The sequence below is a fragment of the Sphingomonas sp. Leaf33 genome, from assembly GCF_001421785.1.
Lineage (GTDB): Bacteria > Pseudomonadota > Alphaproteobacteria > Sphingomonadales > Sphingomonadaceae > Sphingomonas.
In genome coordinates, this window is sequence record NZ_LMLB01000001.1 from 1,676,616 (window position 1) to 1,694,067 (window position 17,452).

Sequence of the window (17,452 nt, forward strand, 5' to 3'; positions counted from 1 at the left end):
CCGCTCCAGGGTCAGCCGGCGTCACGCGCTCCGGCGCGCGCTTCCAGCAACTGCCACAGGGCGTGGTGCTGGGCGAGCAGTTGCTGCGCGCCGAACAGCATCGCGCGTTCGAACGCGGGCGTGTCGCACACGCTGGCGATCATTGCCGAACAGTCGCTGCGTGAGGGCAGCGAGGATGGCGGCACGTCGATCCCCAGGCGGACGGCCGCGGCGTCCAGCACGGTGCGGACCGCTGGCCAGTCGAGAACCAGCGCCAGCGACGCGCCGACGGGGCAGCCGCGTCGATCGGACGTGGCGAGCATGTCGAGCGCGTGGCGCTGCGCGGTGATCGCCGCCTCCGTCTCCGCCTGACCCGGCGTGCTGGGCAAGGGGCCGACGGCGGCAACCAGGCGGATCAGCGTCGCGCGTTCCTCGGCAAAGGCGGTGGCGGCGTCTTCCAGCCAGTCGGGCACGGCATCCGATCTCGGCCGCGCGATGGTCAGGTCGATGACACCGGGCTGGCGCCCATGCAGCAGGCACAAGCAGTGAACGGTGTCGGCCAGGTCGCGGGCCTGCGCGCCGGGACGGAGCAGCGATGCGGCAAAGCCCTCGCGGCTGCTCCCGTCATTGCCGACAAGCGTCGCGAGTGCGGTCCACGCCTGACCTGACCTGTCGCTCTGCGTTGTCGCGAACACCATCGACCGAAACCACCTTGCCTGAAATCCTCCCGGCGTGTGCCGGACGGATTCATCCTTCGTGGCAAAGCCTATACCGAAGCGCGTAAAGATGCGGTTGATGCCGGCTTAATCATGCCCAGTCGCGACGAACCGCGTCAGCCGGCCGGGTCGGGATCGGTCGACAGCGTCGCCAGCACGACCTCGCCCGACACGCGCAGCAGTTCGCCCGAAAAGGCGATCCGAACGGGCAGCGCCGCGCCGTCACGGGCGATCAGCCGTGCCCGCGTGGACTGCGCCGACATCGTGTCGATGACGCGTTCCAGCGTGTCGCCGACGCCGACGCGGGTCGGCAGGTCGAACAGCGTCGGCAGTCGCACGCTGCGATACGCCGCCGCGACCAAGCCCGACATCTGTTCGAAGGATCGCGACGCACCGACGATATACCCGCGCAGGTTGATGCGCAGCCAAGCGACGTTGCCGAGCAGGGTGACCATGTCGTCGATCGCCTGCATCCGGGCCTGTGCCATCAGGACCACGTCCTGCGCCGTCCGATCCTGCCCGACGATGCATACGCCGCCGTCGTAAGGCTCGATTGAGATATCGACCCGGCGGTCCCCGCCGCGGCCCAGCCGTAGCTGCAGCCGATCGGGGATACCGCTTTCGCGCACCCCCTCGACCGCGCGTAACAGGAACGGGCGGACGTCGTCCGGCAACATGTCCTGCAATGTCTTGCCGTGCCAGTCCTTGTTGCCCAGCAAGCGCCGGGCCGGCGGACTGACGCCGACGAGACACAGGTCGGCATCGGTGACCAGGACGATCGAATCGACCATCTCGAGCAAGGTGCCCAGTCCGTCGGCGCCCGGTTCGGCGCCGATGCGACCGGCAGTTAGGTGTTCGATGAAATCGACCGAGGTCAGGACAAGTTTCGGGCGGCCGTGATGATGGATATACACGGGCCGGTTCATCGCCCGGTCGCGCCACGCACCGAAGTGCCTTACCAATTCAGAGGCTGTCACAGCTTCCATGGTCGGAGTTTCACTCCCTTTAGCCGGCTATTTCGTATACGATGTTCTGTCCTTGTTCAGAAACATACCGCGAAATCGACCGGCGAGTAGCATAAGTTCCGCTAACTCACATTAATTCTCGAACGATTGGCGCCAGAATGGGTGGTAATTGTCCTGGCGCGACCGACCGCGCCCAGTTTTTGCGGAAGCGGCCGATGTCGACAAAAAAGCCCGGGAGGATGTCCCGGGCTTTTTCGGCTTACTGGTCGAGGAAGGACCGCATCTTGCGGCTTCGGCTGGGGTGCTTCAGTTTTCGAAGCGCCTTGGCCTCGATCTGGCGGATGCGTTCGCGGGTCACGCTGAACTGCTGGCCGACCTCCTCCAAAGTGTGGTCGGTGTTCATGCCGATGCCGAAGCGCATCCGCAGCACGCGCTCCTCGCGCGGGGTCAGGCTGGCGAGGACGCGGGTGACCGTTTCCTTCAGGTTCGCCTGGATCGCGGCATCGACCGGGATGACCGCATTCTTGTCCTCGATGAAGTCACCCAGGTGGCTGTCCTCCTCGTCGCCGATCGGGGTTTCGAGGGAGATCGGCTCCTTGGCGATCTTCATCACCTTGCGCACCTTCTCCAGCGGCATGGAGAGGCGCTCGGCCATTTCTTCCGGCGTCGGCTCACGGCCCTGCTCGTGCAGGAACTGGCGGCTGGTGCGGACCAGCTTGTTGATCGTCTCGATCATGTGGACCGGGATGCGGATCGTCCGCGCCTGATCGGCGATCGAGCGGGTGATCGCCTGGCGGATCCACCACGTCGCATAGGTGCTGAACTTGTAGCCGCGGCGATACTCGAACTTGTCGACCGCCTTCATCAGGCCGATGTTGCCCTCCTGGATAAGGTCCAGGAACTGCAGCCCGCGGTTGGTGTATTTCTTGGCGATCGAGATCACGAGGCGCAGGTTGGCCTCGACCATTTCCTTCTTGGCGATCCGCGCCTCGCGCTCGCCCTTCTGCACCATGTTGACGATGCGGCGGAACTCGCCGAGCGCCATGCCGGTCTGCTGCGCGATCTCGGCGATCTCGGTGCGGATGCGGTCGACGGCGGTGCTTTCGTTGGCAGCGAACGCCGCCCATTTCTTGTCGGTCTTGGCGTTGGCGGACAGGAAGTTCTCGTCGAGTTCGTGGTCGACATAGGCGTCGAGAAACGCCTTGCGCGGCACCTTGTGGCGCTCGGCCAGACGCAGCATCTGGCCGCCCAGCGCGGTCAGGCGACGGTTGAAGCTGTAGAGCTGGTCGACGAGATACTCGATCTTCGCCTGGTGGAACTGCACGCTCTCGACCTCGGCGGTCAGGTCCTCGCGCAGCTTGTGATACTTGCGTTCGTCCGACGCCGACAGCTCGCCGCCGCCGCCCATCGCGTCCAGTCGCTGTTCCTGGATTTTCCCGAATTTCTTGTAGATCGCGGTGATGTTGGCGAACTTCTCGAGCGCCTGGGGCTTCAGCGTCTCTTCCATCTGCGCGAGGCTGAGGGTGTTGTCCTCTTCCTCGTCGTCGCTCGGGCGCGGCGCACGACGCTCGGTCATGTCGTCCTCGTCGCCGTCGGCGGACGCCTCCTCAGGCTCTTCCTCTTCCTTGAAGCTGGCGCCGGCGGTCTTCTCGCTGATCTCGCCGGTGTCGTCTTCCTCGGCGCCTTCGACCTGCTCGGCCGACGGACCCTTCGACAGCATCGCGTCGAGATCCAAGATCTCGCGCAGCTGCATCGTGCCTTCGTTGAGTGCGGTCGACCAGCCGATGATCGCGTTGAACGTGATCGGCGATTCGCACAGCCCCAGGATCATCGTGTCGCGGCCGGCCTCGATCCGCTTGGCAATCGCGATCTCACCTTCGCGCGACAGCAGCTCGACGGCTCCCATCTCGCGCAGGTACATGCGGACGGGATCGTCGGTGCGATCGACCGTTTCCTTCTTCTTGGCGACCTCGAACGTCTGGCTGCCGTCGGACCCGTCATCGGACGCCTCGGCGTCGTCGGTGGACTCCTCCTCCTGCGCCGGTTCGTCTTCACCCGCTTCGTCGTTCTCGACGACGTTGATGCCCATGTCGTTCAGCGCCGACATGACGTCCTCGATCTGCTCGCTGGACATCTGGTCCTGCGGGAGCATCTCGTTCAGCTGGTCGACGGTGATGTACCCGCGCTTCTTGGCGCGTGCGACGAGCTTCTTGAGCGACCCTTCGTTCAGGTCGATCAACGGGGCGTCGCCCGTGTCGATCGTCATATCGTCGCCGCCGCTGTTGCCGCCGCCGTTGGACTTAGCCATCAATTACCCTCGACTGGAATGGCGGCTATTTTACGCCATTCGTAGATTTTTCCTGCGACTGCAAGCGCCGTGCAACCCGCGACTTCACCTCTCGGCGACGGATCAGACATTTTTGAAGGCAATCGCATCACCAGACCGTTGCGATATGGGTCGGCGTATTTCCGCGATCAAGCGGCGGTTCGGAATTGATCGACCCATTCCGCAAGCCGCGACCGAGCATCATCGACCGCCTGTCTCTTTTCCTGCTGCACTTTGAAGTTGTGGTCGCTCAAATCGCGCTCGATATCGGCATTGATCAAAGCCGCGGCGCGTCGCGCGAATTGTTCCTCGATCAGCAAGTCAATGAGACGTTCAAGGTCGGCACGTGCTTCGGGGAACGTGTCACGTTGAAAGTAAAAGCTGAACGCCAGATCTTCAACATACGAACGGGGCTCCACGTCGAGGTTGAAAGTCTTCGCCAGAATATCATGGGTGATCTCGGCTACGTCAGACGGAGAGCTGTGAAAAGCAAGTTCGACCAGCCGGTCTCGCAGCTCGATGAGGCTGCGGGATGCCAAGGGCAGATCGGCGACATCTTCGACTCGTGCCGCCAGAACTTCAGGATACCGCATCAGGCCAAGCAAGGCCGCCCGCTGGATCGAATAGGTCAGCCCCTTACGCGGGCGCTGGACCGGTTCAGCTGCCGTCTGAACGACGGAGAAACGCTGCGCCTTGCTCCCGAACACGCCGTAGAAGCGTTCGCGAAACGTATCGCGATACTGCGATTTCAGGATCGGGTCGGCGATCGTATCGGCAATCTGGTTCAGCCGGTGGAGCAGGCTGCCGCGCTCGTCCGGCCCCGCCATCGGCGAAATCGCGCCGAATTCGCTGATCCAGAGAAATTCGTCGAGCGACCGCGCCCGGTTCAGGATGCCCTCGAACGCCTTGCGCCCGCCCGCACCGATAACGTCGTCGGGGTCGAGGCCGGGGGGGAGGGTGGCGAACGCCAGGCTCTTGCCCGGCTTCAACAGCGGCAGGGCGCGCTGCGCGGCGCGGATCGCCGCCTTCTGCCCGGCGGTATCGCCGTCGAAGCACAGGATCGGGACATCGGCCATCTGCCACAGCCGTTCGATCTGATGCTCGGTGAGGGCCGTGCCGAGCGGAGCGACCGCCTCGTCGATGCCGCCCTGCGCCAGCGCGATGACGTCCATATAGCCTTCGACCACGATCACGCGGCCAGACTTGCGAGCAGCAGGCAGCGCGCGGTCGATGTTGTAGAGCGTGCGCCCCTTGTCGAAGAGCGGCGTCTCCGGCGAGTTCAGGTACTTCGGCTCGCCCTCGCCGACGATGCGCCCGCCAAACGCGATCGTGCGGCTGCGCGCGTCGCGGATCGGGATCATCAGGCGACCGCGGAAGCGATCGTAGGGCGTTTTGCCGTCGATAGCGATCAGCAGTCCGGCCTCGACCAGCGTCGGATCGCCATAGTCCTTCAGCGCGTCCTTCAGCTTGCCGCGCGAATCCGGCGCAAAGCCAAGGCCGAAGGTGGCGGCAGTCTCGGGCTTCACGCCGCGCTTTTCGAGCACCGCGCGCGCGTCGCCGCCGGCAATGCCCTGCAACTGGCTGGTGAACCAGCTCGCGGCATCGGTCATCGCCTCGGCCAGACCCTTGGCCCGCTCCGCTTTTTCGGCGGCCTTGCGGTCCATCGCCGGCATCTCGAGCCCGGCGGTCTGCGCCAGTTCCCTGACCGCGTCGATGAACGGCAGGCCGCGATTGTCGGTCAGCCAGCGAATCGCATCGCCGTGCGCGCCGCAGCCGAAGCAGTGATAGAAGCCCTTGTCGTCGTTGACGTAGAACGACGGGCTCTTTTCATTATGGAACGGGCAGCAGGCGCGGAACTCGCGGCCGGCCTTTTGCAGCTTCGTCGTCTTGCCGATCAGACCGGACAGCAGCGTGCGGTGACGCAGTTCGTCGAGGAAGGCAGGCGAGAGACTCACCCGCATCCCCTTATATCATCCGGTGCCTCGGAGGGAAGGGTTCAGGCGAGCGCTGCCTTCACCAAACCGCTCGCCTTGGCCATGTCGAGGTTCGCCGCGTGCCGCGCCTTCAGCTCGGCCATCACGCGGCCCATGTCCTTCATGCCCGACGCGCCGATCTCGGTCTTGATCGCCTCGATCGCCGCGGTCGTCTCCGCATCCGACAGGACGGCCGGCAGGAAGCGTTCGATCACCGCGACTTCGGCGGCTTCCGCTGCGGCCAGTTCGGGACGTCCGCCCTTTTCGTACATCTCGATCGATTCGCGGCGCTGCTTCACCATTTTCTGCAAGACCTCGACCACCAGCGCGTCGTCGCTGTCGGGCGCCTTGCCGGTCCGCGCTTCGATGTCGCGGTTCTTGATCGCGGCCTGAATCAGGCTGATCGCGTTGCGGGATTCCTTGTCGCCGGCCTTCATGGCGGCGATCTGGGCGGCTTTGATGTCGTCACGAATCATGGGTGCAGCCCATACCGCCGGTTGACGGATCGGGCGAGGGGGCCTAGCGGCGGCACCTTAGCGACATCGTAGAAAACCACTGGAGTGACCGCCCGACATGGCTGCCGCCGATCCCCTTGCCGTGCCCGAAGGCGCCACCGGCGTCCTGGTTCTCGCGTCCGGCGAGGTCGTGTGGGGCCGAGGATTCGGCGCCGAAGGCCAGGCGGTCGGCGAAGTGTGCTTCCACACCGCGATGACCGGGTATCAGGAGATCATGACCGACCCGTCGTTCGCGGGCCAGATGATCTGCTTCACCTTCCCGCACATCGGCAACGTCGGTGCAAACCCCGATGACGTGGAGGCGGACAACCCGCACGCACTGGGCATGATCGTGCGCGAGGATGTCACCGAGCCGTCGAACTTCCGCTCGGCCGAGCATCTCGACCACTGGATGAAGAAGCACGCGCGGATCGGCCTGTCGGGCATCGACACCCGCGCGCTGACCCGCCGCATCCGGGTCGGCGGCGCGCCGAACGGCGTTATCGCGCATTCGGCCGATGGGCAGTTCGACATTGCGCTGCTCCAGCAGATGGCGCGCGAATGGCCGGGGCTGGAGGGGATGGACCTTGCCAAGGCGGTGACCCGCGAGACGCATGGCGGCTGGGGCGATGACCGCGCCGGCGGCGTGTGGCGGCTGGGCTTCGGCTATGGCGCGGCGGACGAAGGGCAGCGCCCGCACGTTGTTGCGATCGATTATGGCAGCAAGCACAACATCTTCCGCAATCTTGTTGAGGCGGGGGCAAAGGTTTCGGTGGTGCCGGCGACCGCGACCTATGACGAGATCATGGCGCTGAACCCCGACGGCATCTTCCTATCGAACGGCCCCGGCGATCCCGCTGCGACCGGCGAATATGCCGTACCTGTGATCCAGCAGCTGCTTGCGACGGACAAGCCGCTGTTCGGCATCTGCCTCGGCCACCAGCTGCTTGCGCTCGCGGTCGGCGCGCGCACGACCAAGATGTTCCAGGGCCACCGCGGCGCCAACCACCCGGTCAAGCGGCTAGAAGACGGCGCGGTCGAGATCACGAGCATGAACCACGGCTTCGCGGTGACACGCGACAGCCTGCCCTCGAACGCGCGAGAGACGCATGTGTCGCTGTTCGACGGCAGCAACGCCGGGCTGGAGCTGACCGACCGCAAGGCGTTCTCGGTACAGTACCACCCCGAGGCGAGCCCGGGGCCGCAGGATAGTTTCTATCTGTTCGAGCGGTTTGTCGGCTCGCTTGGCGTTGCGTCATGAGCCGTGGAGTAGCGCTTGCGTCTGCGATCGCGACGCTAAGCGCCTGCTCGGCCAGCGAAAGCGCGTCGGACTGCGCGAGCCGTTTTGCCCGGATAGAAGACCGATTTCCTGGCACGACATCGCCTCTGACCGCGGATTTCATCTTTCAAGCCAGCGGCCAGAATAGTCGCGCCCTCAAAAGCATCACGAAAATGACCATTGTCAGTGGAGATGGGAGTTCAGCGCTCGCGCTATTCAGCAAGGGCGATTTCGATGCCGCGGGCAGTGTTATCATGGCCGACGGAAAAGCGCTGGTCGGAATGCGGCAGTCAGCGAGAACGGCCCAAGACGCGGTTCGCCAAGGTTGCAGCCTGGAAGACCGTTACGGCACACTTCGCAACATTCGGTTGGCCAACCCCGCCGCTCCCTCCATCGATACGAAGAACGAGCAGTAAATGCCAAAACGCACCGACATCTCCTCCATCCTCGTCATCGGCGCCGGTCCGATCATCATCGGGCAGGCGTGCGAGTTCGATTATTCGGGCACGCAGGCGATCAAGGCGCTGAAGGAGGAGGGCTATCGCATCGTCCTGGTGAACAGCAATCCGGCGACGATCATGACCGATCCGGACCTGGCCGACGCGACCTATGTCGAGCCGATCACGCCCGAAGTCGTTGCCAAGATCATCGAGAAGGAGCGGCCCGATGCCGTCCTGCCGACGATGGGCGGGCAGACCGCGCTGAACACGGCACTCGCGCTGTTCCACGACGGCACGCTGGAAAAGTTCGGCGTCACGATGATCGGTGCCGATGCCGAAGCGATCGACAAGGCCGAGGATCGCCAGAAGTTCAAGGAGGCGATGACCAGGATCGGGCTCGAAAGCGCCCGCTCGGCCATCGCCCACACGCTGGAAGAGGCGCTGGAGGGACTGGAGAAGACCGGACTGCCCGCGGTCATCCGCCCCAGCTTTACGCTCGGCGGCACCGGCGGCGGCATCGCGTATAACCGCGAGGAATTCGTCGAGATCGTCCGCAAGGGCCTCGACCTGTCGCCGACCACCGAAGTGCTGATCGAGGAATCGCTGCTCGGGTGGAAGGAGTACGAGATGGAGGTGGTCCGCGACCGCGCGGACAACGCCATCATCGTCTGTTCGATCGAGAATATCGATCCGATGGGCGTCCACACCGGCGATTCGATCACCGTCGCGCCGGCGCTGACGCTGACCGACAAGGAATACCAGATCATGCGCAATGCATCGATCGCGGTGTTGCGGGAAATCGGTGTCGAAACAGGCGGTTCGAACGTGCAGTTCTCGGTCAATCCGAAGGACGGCCGCCTGATCGTCATCGAGATGAACCCGCGCGTCAGCCGGTCGTCGGCACTGGCGTCCAAGGCCACCGGCTTCCCGATCGCGAAGGTCGCGGCGAAGCTGGCTGTCGGCTACACGCTGGATGAAATCACCAACGACATCACCGGCGCGACGCCGGCGTCGTTCGAACCGACGATCGATTACGTCGTCACCAAGATCCCGCGCTTCGCCTTCGAGAAGTTCAAGGGTGCCGAGGAAGTGCTCGGCACGGCGATGAAGTCGGTCGGCGAAGTGATGGCGATCGGCCGCAATATCCACGAATCGATGCAGAAGGCGCTGCGCGGTCTGGAGACGGGCCTGTCGGGCTTCAACACCGTCGATCGCATCGCCGGCCGCACGCGTGAGGAGATCGAGGCGGCGCTGGCCGTGGCGACTCCCGACCGCCTGCTGGTTGCGGCACAGGCGCTGCGTGAGGGCTTCACGGTCGCCGAGATCCACGCGATCGCCAAGTTCGACCCGTGGTTCCTGGAGCGGATCGCCGAGATCGTCGCGGCCGAGAAAGAAGTCTGCACCGACGGCCTGCCGATCGAGGCTGCGGGGATGCGCCGGCTGAAGGCGATGGGCTTCAGCGACAAGCGCCTTGCGTGGCTGGCGCTCCAGTCGGCCAATCTGCGGGGCATGCAGCGCGGTATCGCGCGCGGCTCCGGCCTGATCCACGAAGCGGTCAAGGCGATGACCGGCGGCGTGACCGAGGACGAGGTGCGCGAGCACCGGCTGAAGCTGGGCGTGCGTCCGGTCTTCAAGCGGATCGACACCTGCGCGGCCGAATTCGACGCCAGGACGCCCTATATGTACTCGACCTACGAGGCGCCCAGCTTCGGCGAGCCCGAGAACGAGGCGATGCCGTCGGATCGGCGCAAGATCGTCATCCTGGGTGGCGGGCCGAACCGGATCGGGCAGGGGATCGAGTTCGATTACTGCTGCTGCCACGCGTGCTTCGCGCTGGCGGACGCAGGGTTTGAGACGATCATGGTCAACTGCAATCCGGAAACGGTCAGCACCGATTACGACACGTCCGACCGCCTCTACTTCGAGCCGCTGACGGCCGAGGATGTGCTGGAAATCCTGCACGTCGAGCAACAGGCGGGCGAGCTGGTCGGCGTGATTGTCCAGTTCGGTGGGCAGACGCCGCTCAACCTCGCCAAGGCGCTGGAGGATGCCGGCATCCCGATCCTCGGCACCAGCCCGGATGCGATCGACTTGGCCGAGGACCGCGAGCGCTTTGCCGCGCTGGTCGCCAAGCTGGGCCTCAAGCAGCCGGCCAACGGCATCGCGCGCAGCCGCGAGGAAGCGATCGCGGTGGCCGAGCGGATCGGTTACCCGGTGCTGATGCGCCCGAGCTATGTGCTGGGCGGCCGCGCGATGGAGGTGGTCGATACCGTCGCCCAGCTCGACAACTATATCCAGACCGCGGTGCAGGTGTCGGGCGACTCGCCGGTGCTGATCGACAGCTATCTGCGCGATGCGATCGAGGTCGATGTCGACGCGATCTGCGACGGCACCGATGTGGTCGTGGCCGGCGTCATGCAGCATATCGAAGAGGCCGGGGTCCATTCGGGCGACAGCGCCTGCACCCTGCCGCCGTACAGCCTGCCCGCGGACGTGATCGCCGAGATCGAGCGTCAGACGGTTGCGCTGGCGCACGCGTTGTCGGTCGTCGGGCTGATGAACATCCAGTTCGCGGTGAAGGACGGTGTCCGCGAGGACGGCACTGAAGGCCCCGTGGTCTACCTGATCGAGGTCAATCCGCGCGCCAGCCGGACGGTGCCGTTCGTCGCCAAGGCGGTGGGGTCGCCCGTCGCCAAGATCGCGTCGCGCGTCATGGCGGGCGAGAAGCTGGTCGACCTGCCGGCGATCAACAAGGCTGCGGGACACATCGCGGTCAAGGAAGCGGTGTTCCCGTTCAACCGCTTTCCCGGCGTCGATCCGGTGTTGTCACCGGAAATGAAGTCGACCGGTGAAGTCATGGGAATCGATCGCGATTTCGACATCGCGTTTGCCAAGGCGCAGCTGGGCGCAGGCACGATCCTGCCCAAGGGCGGTACCGTGTTCGTCAGCGTGAAGGACAGCGACAAGCCGGTGATCCTGCCCGGCGTCCGTATCCTGGCCGAACAGGGCTTCCACATCATCGCGACCGCGGGAACGGCGGACTATCTGCTGGCGAACGGCGTGGGCGTCGAGCCGGTGCTGAAGGTCGCGCAGGGGCGCCCCAATATCGTCGATCGCATCCGCGACGGTGACGTGGCGCTGGTGTTCAACACGACCGAGGGCTGGCAGTCGCTGAAGGATAGCCAGGAAATCCGCAAGTCGGCGCTGGCGCAGAAGGTGCCGTACTTCACGACGGCTTCGGCGGCGGTTGCGGCGTCCCGCTCGATCGCGGCGCTGGCGACCACCTCCCTTGAAGTACGGCCGCTGCAGTCCTATTATTCGCAGTCGCACAACTGATCCCCACAAGCTGGTTGATGTGCGGGCGGTCTTTCAGGGAGGTCGTCTGGGGATAGGGGCGTTGAAGGAACACAAGGATGGCGACCGTCGAGAAGATGCCGATGCTGGCAGAGGGCTATGAAAAGCTCCATGCCGACCTGAAGCGTCTGAAGATCGAACGCCCGCAGGTCGTCGATGCGATCGAGGAAGCGCGCGCGCACGGCGATCTATCCGAAAACGCCGAATATCATGCCGCCAAGGAACGTCAGGGCCAGATCGAGGCGCATATCGCCGACATCGAGGACAAGCTGTCCCGCGCGCAGATCATCGACCCGAAGGATCTGTCGGGCGACAAGATCGTCTTCGGCGCGACCGTCACGCTGCTCGACGACGACGACAAGCCGATCAAGTATCAGATCGTCGGCCAGACCGAGGCGGACGCGAAGACCGGACGGATCAGCTATAATTCACCGCTGGGTCGCGCACTGATCGGCCGCCGCGTCGATGACGAGGTCGAAGTGTCGGTGCCGGCGGGCGACCGTTACTATGTCGTCAACAAGATCGAGTTCATCTGAGCGCAGGTTTCTCAAAATCCGTTCGTGCTGAGCCTGTCGAAGCACCGTTCTTTGTGCCGCGAGCGGTGCGTGTCCGTACCGCCGAACGGTCCTTCGACAGGCTCAGGACGAACGGTGTGAGTTCATGACGCATTTCAAGGCCGCCCCTGCGACGTTCGTTATCGCGGGCGTCACCGCCATCATCAGCCTGATCGTCACGCTGTTCGGATTCGAACCTCAGGCCACGCTGTATGCCGGGTTCATCCCCGGCCGCGCCAGTCTGGTGCTGGCGGGCGATGTCCCAGGCCTCGCGCCGGTTGTCCTCACGCCACTCACCGCGACCCTGGTGCACGGCGGCCCGCTCCATCTGCTCTTCAATCTCGTTACACTGGTCTATTGCGGCATCGCCACCGAGCGCGCGTTGGGGAGCCGTGGGGTCGTGGTGCTTTATCTGCTGGGCGCCTATGCTGCGTGCGTCGCACAATGGGTGGTCGGGCCGCAATCGCCGGTGCCGATGATCGGTGCGAGCGGCGCGGCGTCAGCGATCGTCGGCGCCTACGCGCTGCTCTACGGACGGCAGAAGACGCAGGACGTCGGACCCGTGCCAGGCTGGCTGATCCACGTTGGCTGGTTGCTGGTCGCGTGGTCGCTGCTCAATCTCGCGATCGGCGTGCTGAGCGCGCAGACGGGGATGCCGATCGCGGCGGCGGCGCATATCGGCGGCTTCGTGCTGGGCCTGGCGCTGTGCCGGCCGCTGCTGCTGTGGAATTGGCGGGGCGCCTGACATAGACGCCCCGCCGGTCGGTCAGGCGGGAACGAACTGATCGCCATCCTCCAGCACGCGCAACTTGCCGTCGGCGATGGCGAATACCGCGCCGTGGATGCTGAGCGACCCGTCATCCAGCGCCTTCTGGACGAACGGGAAGGTCTTAAGGTTTTCGATCGAGACGCGGACGCCTTCCTGCTCCAGCGCGGTCTGGCCGGCGTCGGATACGCCGTGCTGCGCGACCACCTTCTCGCGCGCGCCGTCGAGCAGGCCGATCCATTCGGCGACGAACCCGCCTTCGCCGGGCTTGGCGTCGGCCAGGCTCTGCGTCAGCGCCGCGTTCACGCCGCCGCACGCCCCGTGACCCAGGACCAGGATTTCCTCGACCTTGAGCTTAGTCACCGCGAACTCCAGAGCTGCCGACACACCGTGCAGGCCGCCCGAGGCATCGAACGGCGGCACCAGCGCGGCGACGTTGCGCACGACGAACACCTCCCCCGGGCGCGATCCAAAGATCGTCGCGGGGTCGACCCGGCTGTCCGAGCAGGCGATAATCATGACCTTCGGGGCCTGGCCCGTCGCGAGCTCGCTCCAGCGCTCCCGCTCCTCCAGCCACTCGCCGCCGCGGAACCGGTAGTAGCCGTCGACCAGATCGGAGAAGTGGGTCATGATAATCCTCTGCGATTGGCGGCCCGCAAGCCGCGTTCGCGCTTGCAACATATGTTGGCCGTTTCGGTTCCACCATTGTGATGCGCGCGCGCGATGGCTATCTCGCGAGCCATGAACGAGATGAGCCCGCTCCCCCGGCCGGAACGCCAGCGCAAGCCCGACTGGATTCGCGTCAAGGCCCCGACCAGCGCCGGCTTCGCCGCCACCCGCGCGCTGATGCGCTCGAAGAGCCTGACGACGGTCTGCGAGGAAGCTGCGTGCCCGAACATCGGCGAATGCTGGTCGAAGAAGCACGCGACCGTCATGATCCTGGGCGACACCTGCACCCGCGCCTGCGCGTTCTGCAACGTGAAGACGGGGATGCCGCGGAAGGTCGATGTGAACGAACCCAACAACGTCGCGGATGCCGCGGCACAGATGGGTCTCAATCACATCGTCATCACCTCGGTCGACCGTGACGACCTGCCGGACGGCGGCGCGTCGCAGTTCGTCAAGGTGATCGAGGCGGTGCGCGCGGCCAATCCGACGACGACGATCGAGATCCTGACGCCCGACTTCCGCAACAAGCACGAAGCCGCGGTCGAAGCGATCGTCGCGGCGCGGCCGGACGTGTACAACCACAATCTGGAAACCGTGCCGCGGCTCTATCCGACGATCCGGCCGGGTGCGCGCTACTATGCGTCGCTGCGGCTGCTGGAGTCGGTCAAGAAGCTCGATCCGTCGATCTTCACCAAGTCGGGCATCATGCTGGGGCTGGGCGAGGAGCGGCTGGAGGTCCATCAGGTGATGGACGACATGCGCAGCGCCGACATCGATTTCCTGACGATGGGTCAGTATCTTCAGCCGACGCCGCGTCACGCCAAGGTGCAGGATTTCGTGACCCCGGCGGCGTTCGACGCCTACGCCGCGATCGGGCGGGCGAAGGGTTTCCTGCTGGTCGCCTCGTCGCCGTTGACGCGGTCGAGCTATCACGCCGGCGACGACTTCGCGAAGATGCGCGCGAACCGCGAGGCGAAGCTGGGAAAGGTGGCGCTCTGATGATCCTCCCCGGAACGGGGAGGGGGACCGCCGGCGAAGCCGGTGGTGGAGGGGGCGTGCCGATAGAGACGTCCTTGCGGAGAGCCCCCTTCGTCAGGCCTGCGGCCTGCCACCTCCCCTTGCCGGGGAGGATTTGATATGCCCAAGCATTCCGAAACCCGACAGCTTCCTTACACGCCGGAACAGATGTTCGACCTGGTCGCCGACGTCCGCGCCTATGCCGAATTCCTGCCGTGGGTCAGCGCGATCCGGGTGCGATCGGACAGCGAGCGCGAGATGGTCGCGGACATGATCGTCGGCTTCAAGGGTCTGCGCGAGAGCTTTACCTCGCGTGTGCAGAAGACGCGGCCGGGGCACATCCGGGTCGATTACGTCGATGGGCCGCTCCAGCACCTTACCAACGACTGGACCTTCCGTCCCGATGGCAAGGGCGGGTGCCTCGTCGATTTCTGCGTCGATTTCGCGTTCAAGAACCGCATGTTCGAGATGATCGCGGGGCAGGTCTTCGATCGCGCGCTGCGCCGGATGATCGGCGCGTTCGAGGAGCGCGCGGCCAAGCTCTACGGTGATTCCTCGACCGGCTCGTCGGCCTCGGGCATCAGCAGTTCGAGCGCACATAGCGCCGCCTGAAGGCGGACGCCGCCGCGGCCGAGATCGCCGAACTGTCGCGTGTCGGCGACCACCTTGTCCGGATCGCCGCCGCGTTCGGCGCGGGCGAAGACGACGGTGCCGACGGGCTTGGTCTCGGATCCGCCACCCGGTCCGGCGACGCCGGTGATGGCGACCGCGACATCGGAGTCGGTCCTGGCGAGCGCGCCCTGCGCCATCTGCCACGCGGTCGCGACCGACACCGCGCCGAACGTCTCCAGCACGTCGCCGGACACCTTCAGCAGGGCGGTCTTGGCGTCGTTCGAATACGTCACGAACGCTCCGTCGAACACGTCCGACGAGCCCGGGATCTCGGTCAGCGCGGCGGCGACCAGGCCCCCGGTGCAGCTTTCGGCGGTCGCGATACTGCGCCCGGCCGCGCGGTTCGCCTCGACGACGCGGCGGGCCAGATCGACCAGCCGGTCTGGCAATATGGTGTCGCGGTGCTCGGTCACGGGCGCACCTCGCGCGGGCACAGGACGAAGTCGGCGCGACGACCGGGCCTGGCCTTCGCCGCACCCGACATATCCATCAGCGCGACGACCAGCGACGCGGTGTTCCTGGCCGGCAGCGGATCGATCAGCGTCAGCACGCGGTCGATGTTCGGGCAGTCCTTTGCCTTCACTTCCTTTGCCAGCATCGGCGCGATCATCGACGTGACCATCGGCCGGGCGAGTTCGCTGTCGACCATGGCACCGCCCTGCGGTCCGAGCAGCTTGCGCAGGCCCTCCTTCGCGCGCGGCCAGGCGGCTTCGCTGTCCGAGGCGTATTTGGCGATCAGCTGGCCGATTGGACGCCGCAGCAGGGCATTGGTCGGCAGGACGGGCGTGCAGGTGCCCGCGACGCTCGTCAGCATCGCCGGGGCAAGCGCCAGGAACAGCGCCTCTGCTTCGGGTTGCGGGATACAGGCCGGGGCCTGCGCCTGGGCGGTAGCGGCCGAGAGCAGCGCGGCGGCGGCGAGGATGGGGCGAAGGATCATGCGGGTTACAGCCTTGGTACGCGAACGGTGGCGACCGCCTGGGCGGCGATGCCTTCGCCGCGGCCGGTGAAGCCGAGGCGTTCGGTGGTGGTCGCCTTCACGCTTACCTGGCTGGCGTCCAACCGCAAGATGTCGGCGATACGCATACGAATGGGCTCGCGGTGCGGGCCGATCCTGGGCGCTTCGCAGATGATCGTCAGGTCGATGAAATCGATGATCCCGCCGCGTGCAGCGACCAGCGAGGCGGCGTGGGCGAGGAATTGGTCCGACGCGGCGCCTTTCCACTGCGGGTCGCTGGGCGGAAAATGGCTGCCGATGTCGCCCGCCGCGATCGTGCCGAGCAGCGCGTCTGTGATGGCGTGAAGCGCCACGTCGGCGTCGCTGTGTCCCGACAGCCCCTTGTCGTGCGGAATGCGCACGCCGCCAAGCCACAACTCCTCCCCCGCCTCCAGCCGGTGGACGTCATAGCCGCTGGCGCTGCGCGAAATCATCACGGCGGCGTGGCGCGCCTCCGCCGCGGCGAAATCGGCCGGGTGCGTCACCTTTTCGAGCGTGGATTCGCCTTCGACCGTCACGACCATTCCTCCATGCGCGCGCAGGACCTGCGCATCGTCTGTCGCCTCCCGGCCGGCAGGCCATGCCGCATGGGCGGCGCGGATCGCGTCGAGCCGGAACGCCTGCGGCGTCTGGACTCGCACGACGTTCGACCGCTCGATCGTATCCCCGAGTGCGGCGTCGGCCCGCGCGATCGTATCCGCAACGGGCAGGACGGGGACCGCACCGGGGGCGTCGTCCAGCGCCGCGATCAGGCGGTCGATCACCGCTGCCGACAGGAAGGGGCGGGCGGCATCGTGGATGAGGACGCGGTCTGCCTTTTCGATGGCTGCGAGGCCGGCCAGGACCGACTCGCGGCGGGTCGCGCCGCCGGTGACGTGGCGCGCGTCGGCCAGGGCCTCGCGAAGGTCTGCGTCCTGGTCGCTGCCGATGACCACGATCACCTCGTCGATGGCGGGATGGGCCGACAGCGCGGCGTGGCTGTGCGCGATCATCGGCTTGCCGGCGAGTACGGCGAATTGCTTCGGCCGGTCGCCGCCCGCGCGCTCGCCCTTGCCGGCGGCGACGATGATGGCGGCGGTGCGGGGAGAGGGCATGGCAGACCTTGAATAAAGCCGTTCGCCCTGAGCTTGTCGAAGGGCCGTTCTTCGGTACGCCTGCCGACAGCTTGCGGCGCGAAGGACGGTGCGTCGACAAGCTCGGCACGAACGGGGTGTTTCAGCGGCTCCCTACCGTGTCGCCACAGCGCCCGCCAGC

The 17,452-nt window shown here is 65.8% G+C and carries 16 protein-coding genes; 7 read left to right on the top strand and 9 right to left on the bottom strand.

Features of this window, described 5'->3' with window-relative positions; translation table 11 throughout:
* Window positions 1-11: 11 nt before the first annotated feature.
* The 5 genes from ASE86_RS08315 to ASE86_RS08335 all read right to left on the bottom strand — a co-directional run bounded on the left by ASE86_RS08315 (window position 12) and on the right by ASE86_RS08335 (window position 6,435).
* A complete protein-coding gene (locus tag ASE86_RS08315; RefSeq protein WP_056424512.1) occupies window positions 12-677 on the bottom strand; it encodes a DUF6975 family protein in 666 nt (221 codons plus the stop codon).
* A gap of 134 nt (window positions 678-811) precedes the next feature.
* The gene (locus ASE86_RS08320) at window positions 812-1,621 is read right to left on the bottom strand and encodes a PAS domain-containing protein (RefSeq protein WP_056424515.1); all 810 of its coding nucleotides are present in this window, start codon (window positions 1,619-1,621) and stop codon (window positions 812-814) included.
* Window positions 1,622-1,919: 298 nt separating this feature from the next.
* Complete coding sequence (gene rpoD / locus ASE86_RS08325) at window positions 1,920-3,968, bottom strand: RNA polymerase sigma factor RpoD (protein ID WP_056424517.1); 2,049 nt, start codon at window positions 3,966-3,968, stop codon at window positions 1,920-1,922.
* Between the two features lie 167 nt (window positions 3,969-4,135).
* Window positions 4,136-5,941, bottom strand: coding sequence for a DNA primase (gene dnaG / locus ASE86_RS08330; protein WP_056426860.1), 1,806 nt, complete (start codon window positions 5,939-5,941; stop codon window positions 4,136-4,138).
* A 41-nt stretch (window positions 5,942-5,982) separates the two neighbouring features.
* The gene (locus ASE86_RS08335) at window positions 5,983-6,435 is read right to left on the bottom strand and encodes a GatB/YqeY domain-containing protein (protein WP_056424518.1); all 453 of its coding nucleotides are present in this window, start codon (window positions 6,433-6,435) and stop codon (window positions 5,983-5,985) included.
* A gap of 97 nt (window positions 6,436-6,532) precedes the next feature.
* Here ASE86_RS08335 and carA point away from each other — a divergent pair, with 97 nt between their 5' ends.
* From carA to ASE86_RS08360, 5 genes are all read left to right on the top strand, one after another.
* Window positions 6,533-7,714 carry a glutamine-hydrolyzing carbamoyl-phosphate synthase small subunit gene (gene carA, locus ASE86_RS08340; RefSeq protein WP_056424520.1) on the top strand — a complete coding sequence of 394 codons (1,182 nt, stop codon included), beginning with the start codon at window positions 6,533-6,535 and terminating at the stop codon, window positions 7,712-7,714.
* Window positions 7,711-8,148 (top strand): hypothetical protein, encoded by a 438-nt coding sequence (locus ASE86_RS08345; protein WP_056424523.1) that lies wholly within the window; start codon window positions 7,711-7,713, stop codon window positions 8,146-8,148. Before carA ends, ASE86_RS08345 begins: the two co-directional genes overlap by 4 nt.
* Window positions 8,149-11,508, top strand: a complete 3,360-nt coding sequence (gene carB, locus ASE86_RS08350; protein ID WP_056424526.1) for a carbamoyl-phosphate synthase large subunit — start codon at window positions 8,149-8,151, stop codon at window positions 11,506-11,508.
* A gap of 77 nt (window positions 11,509-11,585) precedes the next feature.
* The gene (gene greA, locus ASE86_RS08355; RefSeq protein ID WP_056424529.1) at window positions 11,586-12,062 is read left to right on the top strand and encodes a transcription elongation factor GreA; all 477 of its coding nucleotides are present in this window, start codon (window positions 11,586-11,588) and stop codon (window positions 12,060-12,062) included.
* A 124-nt stretch (window positions 12,063-12,186) separates the two neighbouring features.
* Window positions 12,187-12,825: a rhomboid family intramembrane serine protease gene (locus tag ASE86_RS08360; protein ID WP_056424533.1), complete on the top strand. Its 639-nt coding sequence runs from the start codon at window positions 12,187-12,189 to the stop codon at window positions 12,823-12,825.
* A gap of 21 nt (window positions 12,826-12,846) precedes the next feature.
* Here ASE86_RS08360 and ASE86_RS08365 read toward each other — a convergent pair whose 3' ends face one another.
* A complete protein-coding gene (locus tag ASE86_RS08365; RefSeq protein ID WP_056424536.1) occupies window positions 12,847-13,476 on the bottom strand; it encodes a carbonic anhydrase in 630 nt (209 codons plus the stop codon).
* A gap of 111 nt (window positions 13,477-13,587) precedes the next feature.
* On the opposite strand from ASE86_RS08365, the gene lipA reads away from it, so the two are divergent.
* Both lipA and ASE86_RS08375 read left to right on the top strand, forming a co-directional pair.
* Entirely contained in the window at window positions 13,588-14,514 is a 927-nt protein-coding gene (gene lipA, locus ASE86_RS08370) for a lipoyl synthase (protein WP_056424539.1), read from the top strand.
* A gap of 138 nt (window positions 14,515-14,652) precedes the next feature.
* On the top strand, window positions 14,653-15,144 hold the full coding sequence (locus ASE86_RS08375; RefSeq protein WP_056424541.1) for a type II toxin-antitoxin system RatA family toxin: 492 nt from the start codon (window positions 14,653-14,655) through the stop codon (window positions 15,142-15,144).
* Here the strand turns inward: ASE86_RS08375 and ASE86_RS08380 are convergent.
* From ASE86_RS08380 to ASE86_RS08390, 3 genes are read right to left on the bottom strand one after another with little or no spacing between them, the layout of a single operon-like run.
* Complete coding sequence (locus ASE86_RS08380; RefSeq protein WP_056426862.1) at window positions 15,075-15,617, bottom strand: CinA family protein; 543 nt, start codon at window positions 15,615-15,617, stop codon at window positions 15,075-15,077. The genes ASE86_RS08375 and ASE86_RS08380 overlap by 70 nt on opposite strands.
* A complete protein-coding gene (locus ASE86_RS08385; protein WP_056424544.1) occupies window positions 15,614-16,141 on the bottom strand; it encodes a hypothetical protein in 528 nt (175 codons plus the stop codon). Before ASE86_RS08385 ends, ASE86_RS08380 begins: the two co-directional genes overlap by 4 nt.
* Window positions 16,142-16,146: 5 nt before the next feature.
* Window positions 16,147-17,292, bottom strand: coding sequence for a bifunctional 2-C-methyl-D-erythritol 4-phosphate cytidylyltransferase/2-C-methyl-D-erythritol 2,4-cyclodiphosphate synthase (locus tag ASE86_RS08390; RefSeq protein WP_056424547.1), 1,146 nt, complete (start codon window positions 17,290-17,292; stop codon window positions 16,147-16,149).
* Between the last annotated feature and the right edge of the window lie 160 nt (window positions 17,293-17,452).

Excerpts from the sequence above, each read along its gene's own strand:
- ASE86_RS08315 (WP_056424512.1), bottom strand. The coding sequence starts at position 677 with ATGGTGTTCGCGACAACGCAGAGCGACAGGTCAGGTCAGGCGTGGACC.
- ASE86_RS08385 (WP_056424544.1), bottom strand. The coding sequence starts at position 16,141 with ATGATCCTTCGCCCCATCCTCGCCGCCGCCGCGCTGCTCTCGGCCGCT.
- greA (WP_056424529.1), top strand. The coding sequence starts at position 11,586 with ATGGCGACCGTCGAGAAGATGCCGATGCTGGCAGAGGGCTATGAAAAG.
- ASE86_RS08365 (WP_056424536.1), bottom strand. The coding sequence starts at position 13,476 with ATGACCCACTTCTCCGATCTGGTCGACGGCTACTACCGGTTCCGCGGC.
- ASE86_RS08390 (WP_056424547.1), bottom strand. The coding sequence starts at position 17,292 with ATGCCCTCTCCCCGCACCGCCGCCATCATCGTCGCCGCCGGCAAGGGC.
- ASE86_RS08360 (WP_056424533.1), top strand. The coding sequence starts at position 12,187 with ATGACGCATTTCAAGGCCGCCCCTGCGACGTTCGTTATCGCGGGCGTC.
- rpoD (WP_056424517.1), bottom strand. The coding sequence starts at position 3,968 with ATGGCTAAGTCCAACGGCGGCGGCAACAGCGGCGGCGACGATATGACG.
- lipA (WP_056424539.1), top strand. The coding sequence starts at position 13,588 with ATGAACGAGATGAGCCCGCTCCCCCGGCCGGAACGCCAGCGCAAGCCC.
- carB (WP_056424526.1), top strand. The coding sequence starts at position 8,149 with ATGCCAAAACGCACCGACATCTCCTCCATCCTCGTCATCGGCGCCGGT.
- ASE86_RS08345 (WP_056424523.1), top strand. The coding sequence starts at position 7,711 with ATGAGCCGTGGAGTAGCGCTTGCGTCTGCGATCGCGACGCTAAGCGCC.
- ASE86_RS08375 (WP_056424541.1), top strand. The coding sequence starts at position 14,653 with ATGCCCAAGCATTCCGAAACCCGACAGCTTCCTTACACGCCGGAACAG.
- ASE86_RS08335 (WP_056424518.1), bottom strand. The coding sequence starts at position 6,435 with ATGATTCGTGACGACATCAAAGCCGCCCAGATCGCCGCCATGAAGGCC.
- carA (WP_056424520.1), top strand. The coding sequence starts at position 6,533 with ATGGCTGCCGCCGATCCCCTTGCCGTGCCCGAAGGCGCCACCGGCGTC.
- ASE86_RS08320 (WP_056424515.1), bottom strand. The coding sequence starts at position 1,621 with ATGAACCGGCCCGTGTATATCCATCATCACGGCCGCCCGAAACTTGTC.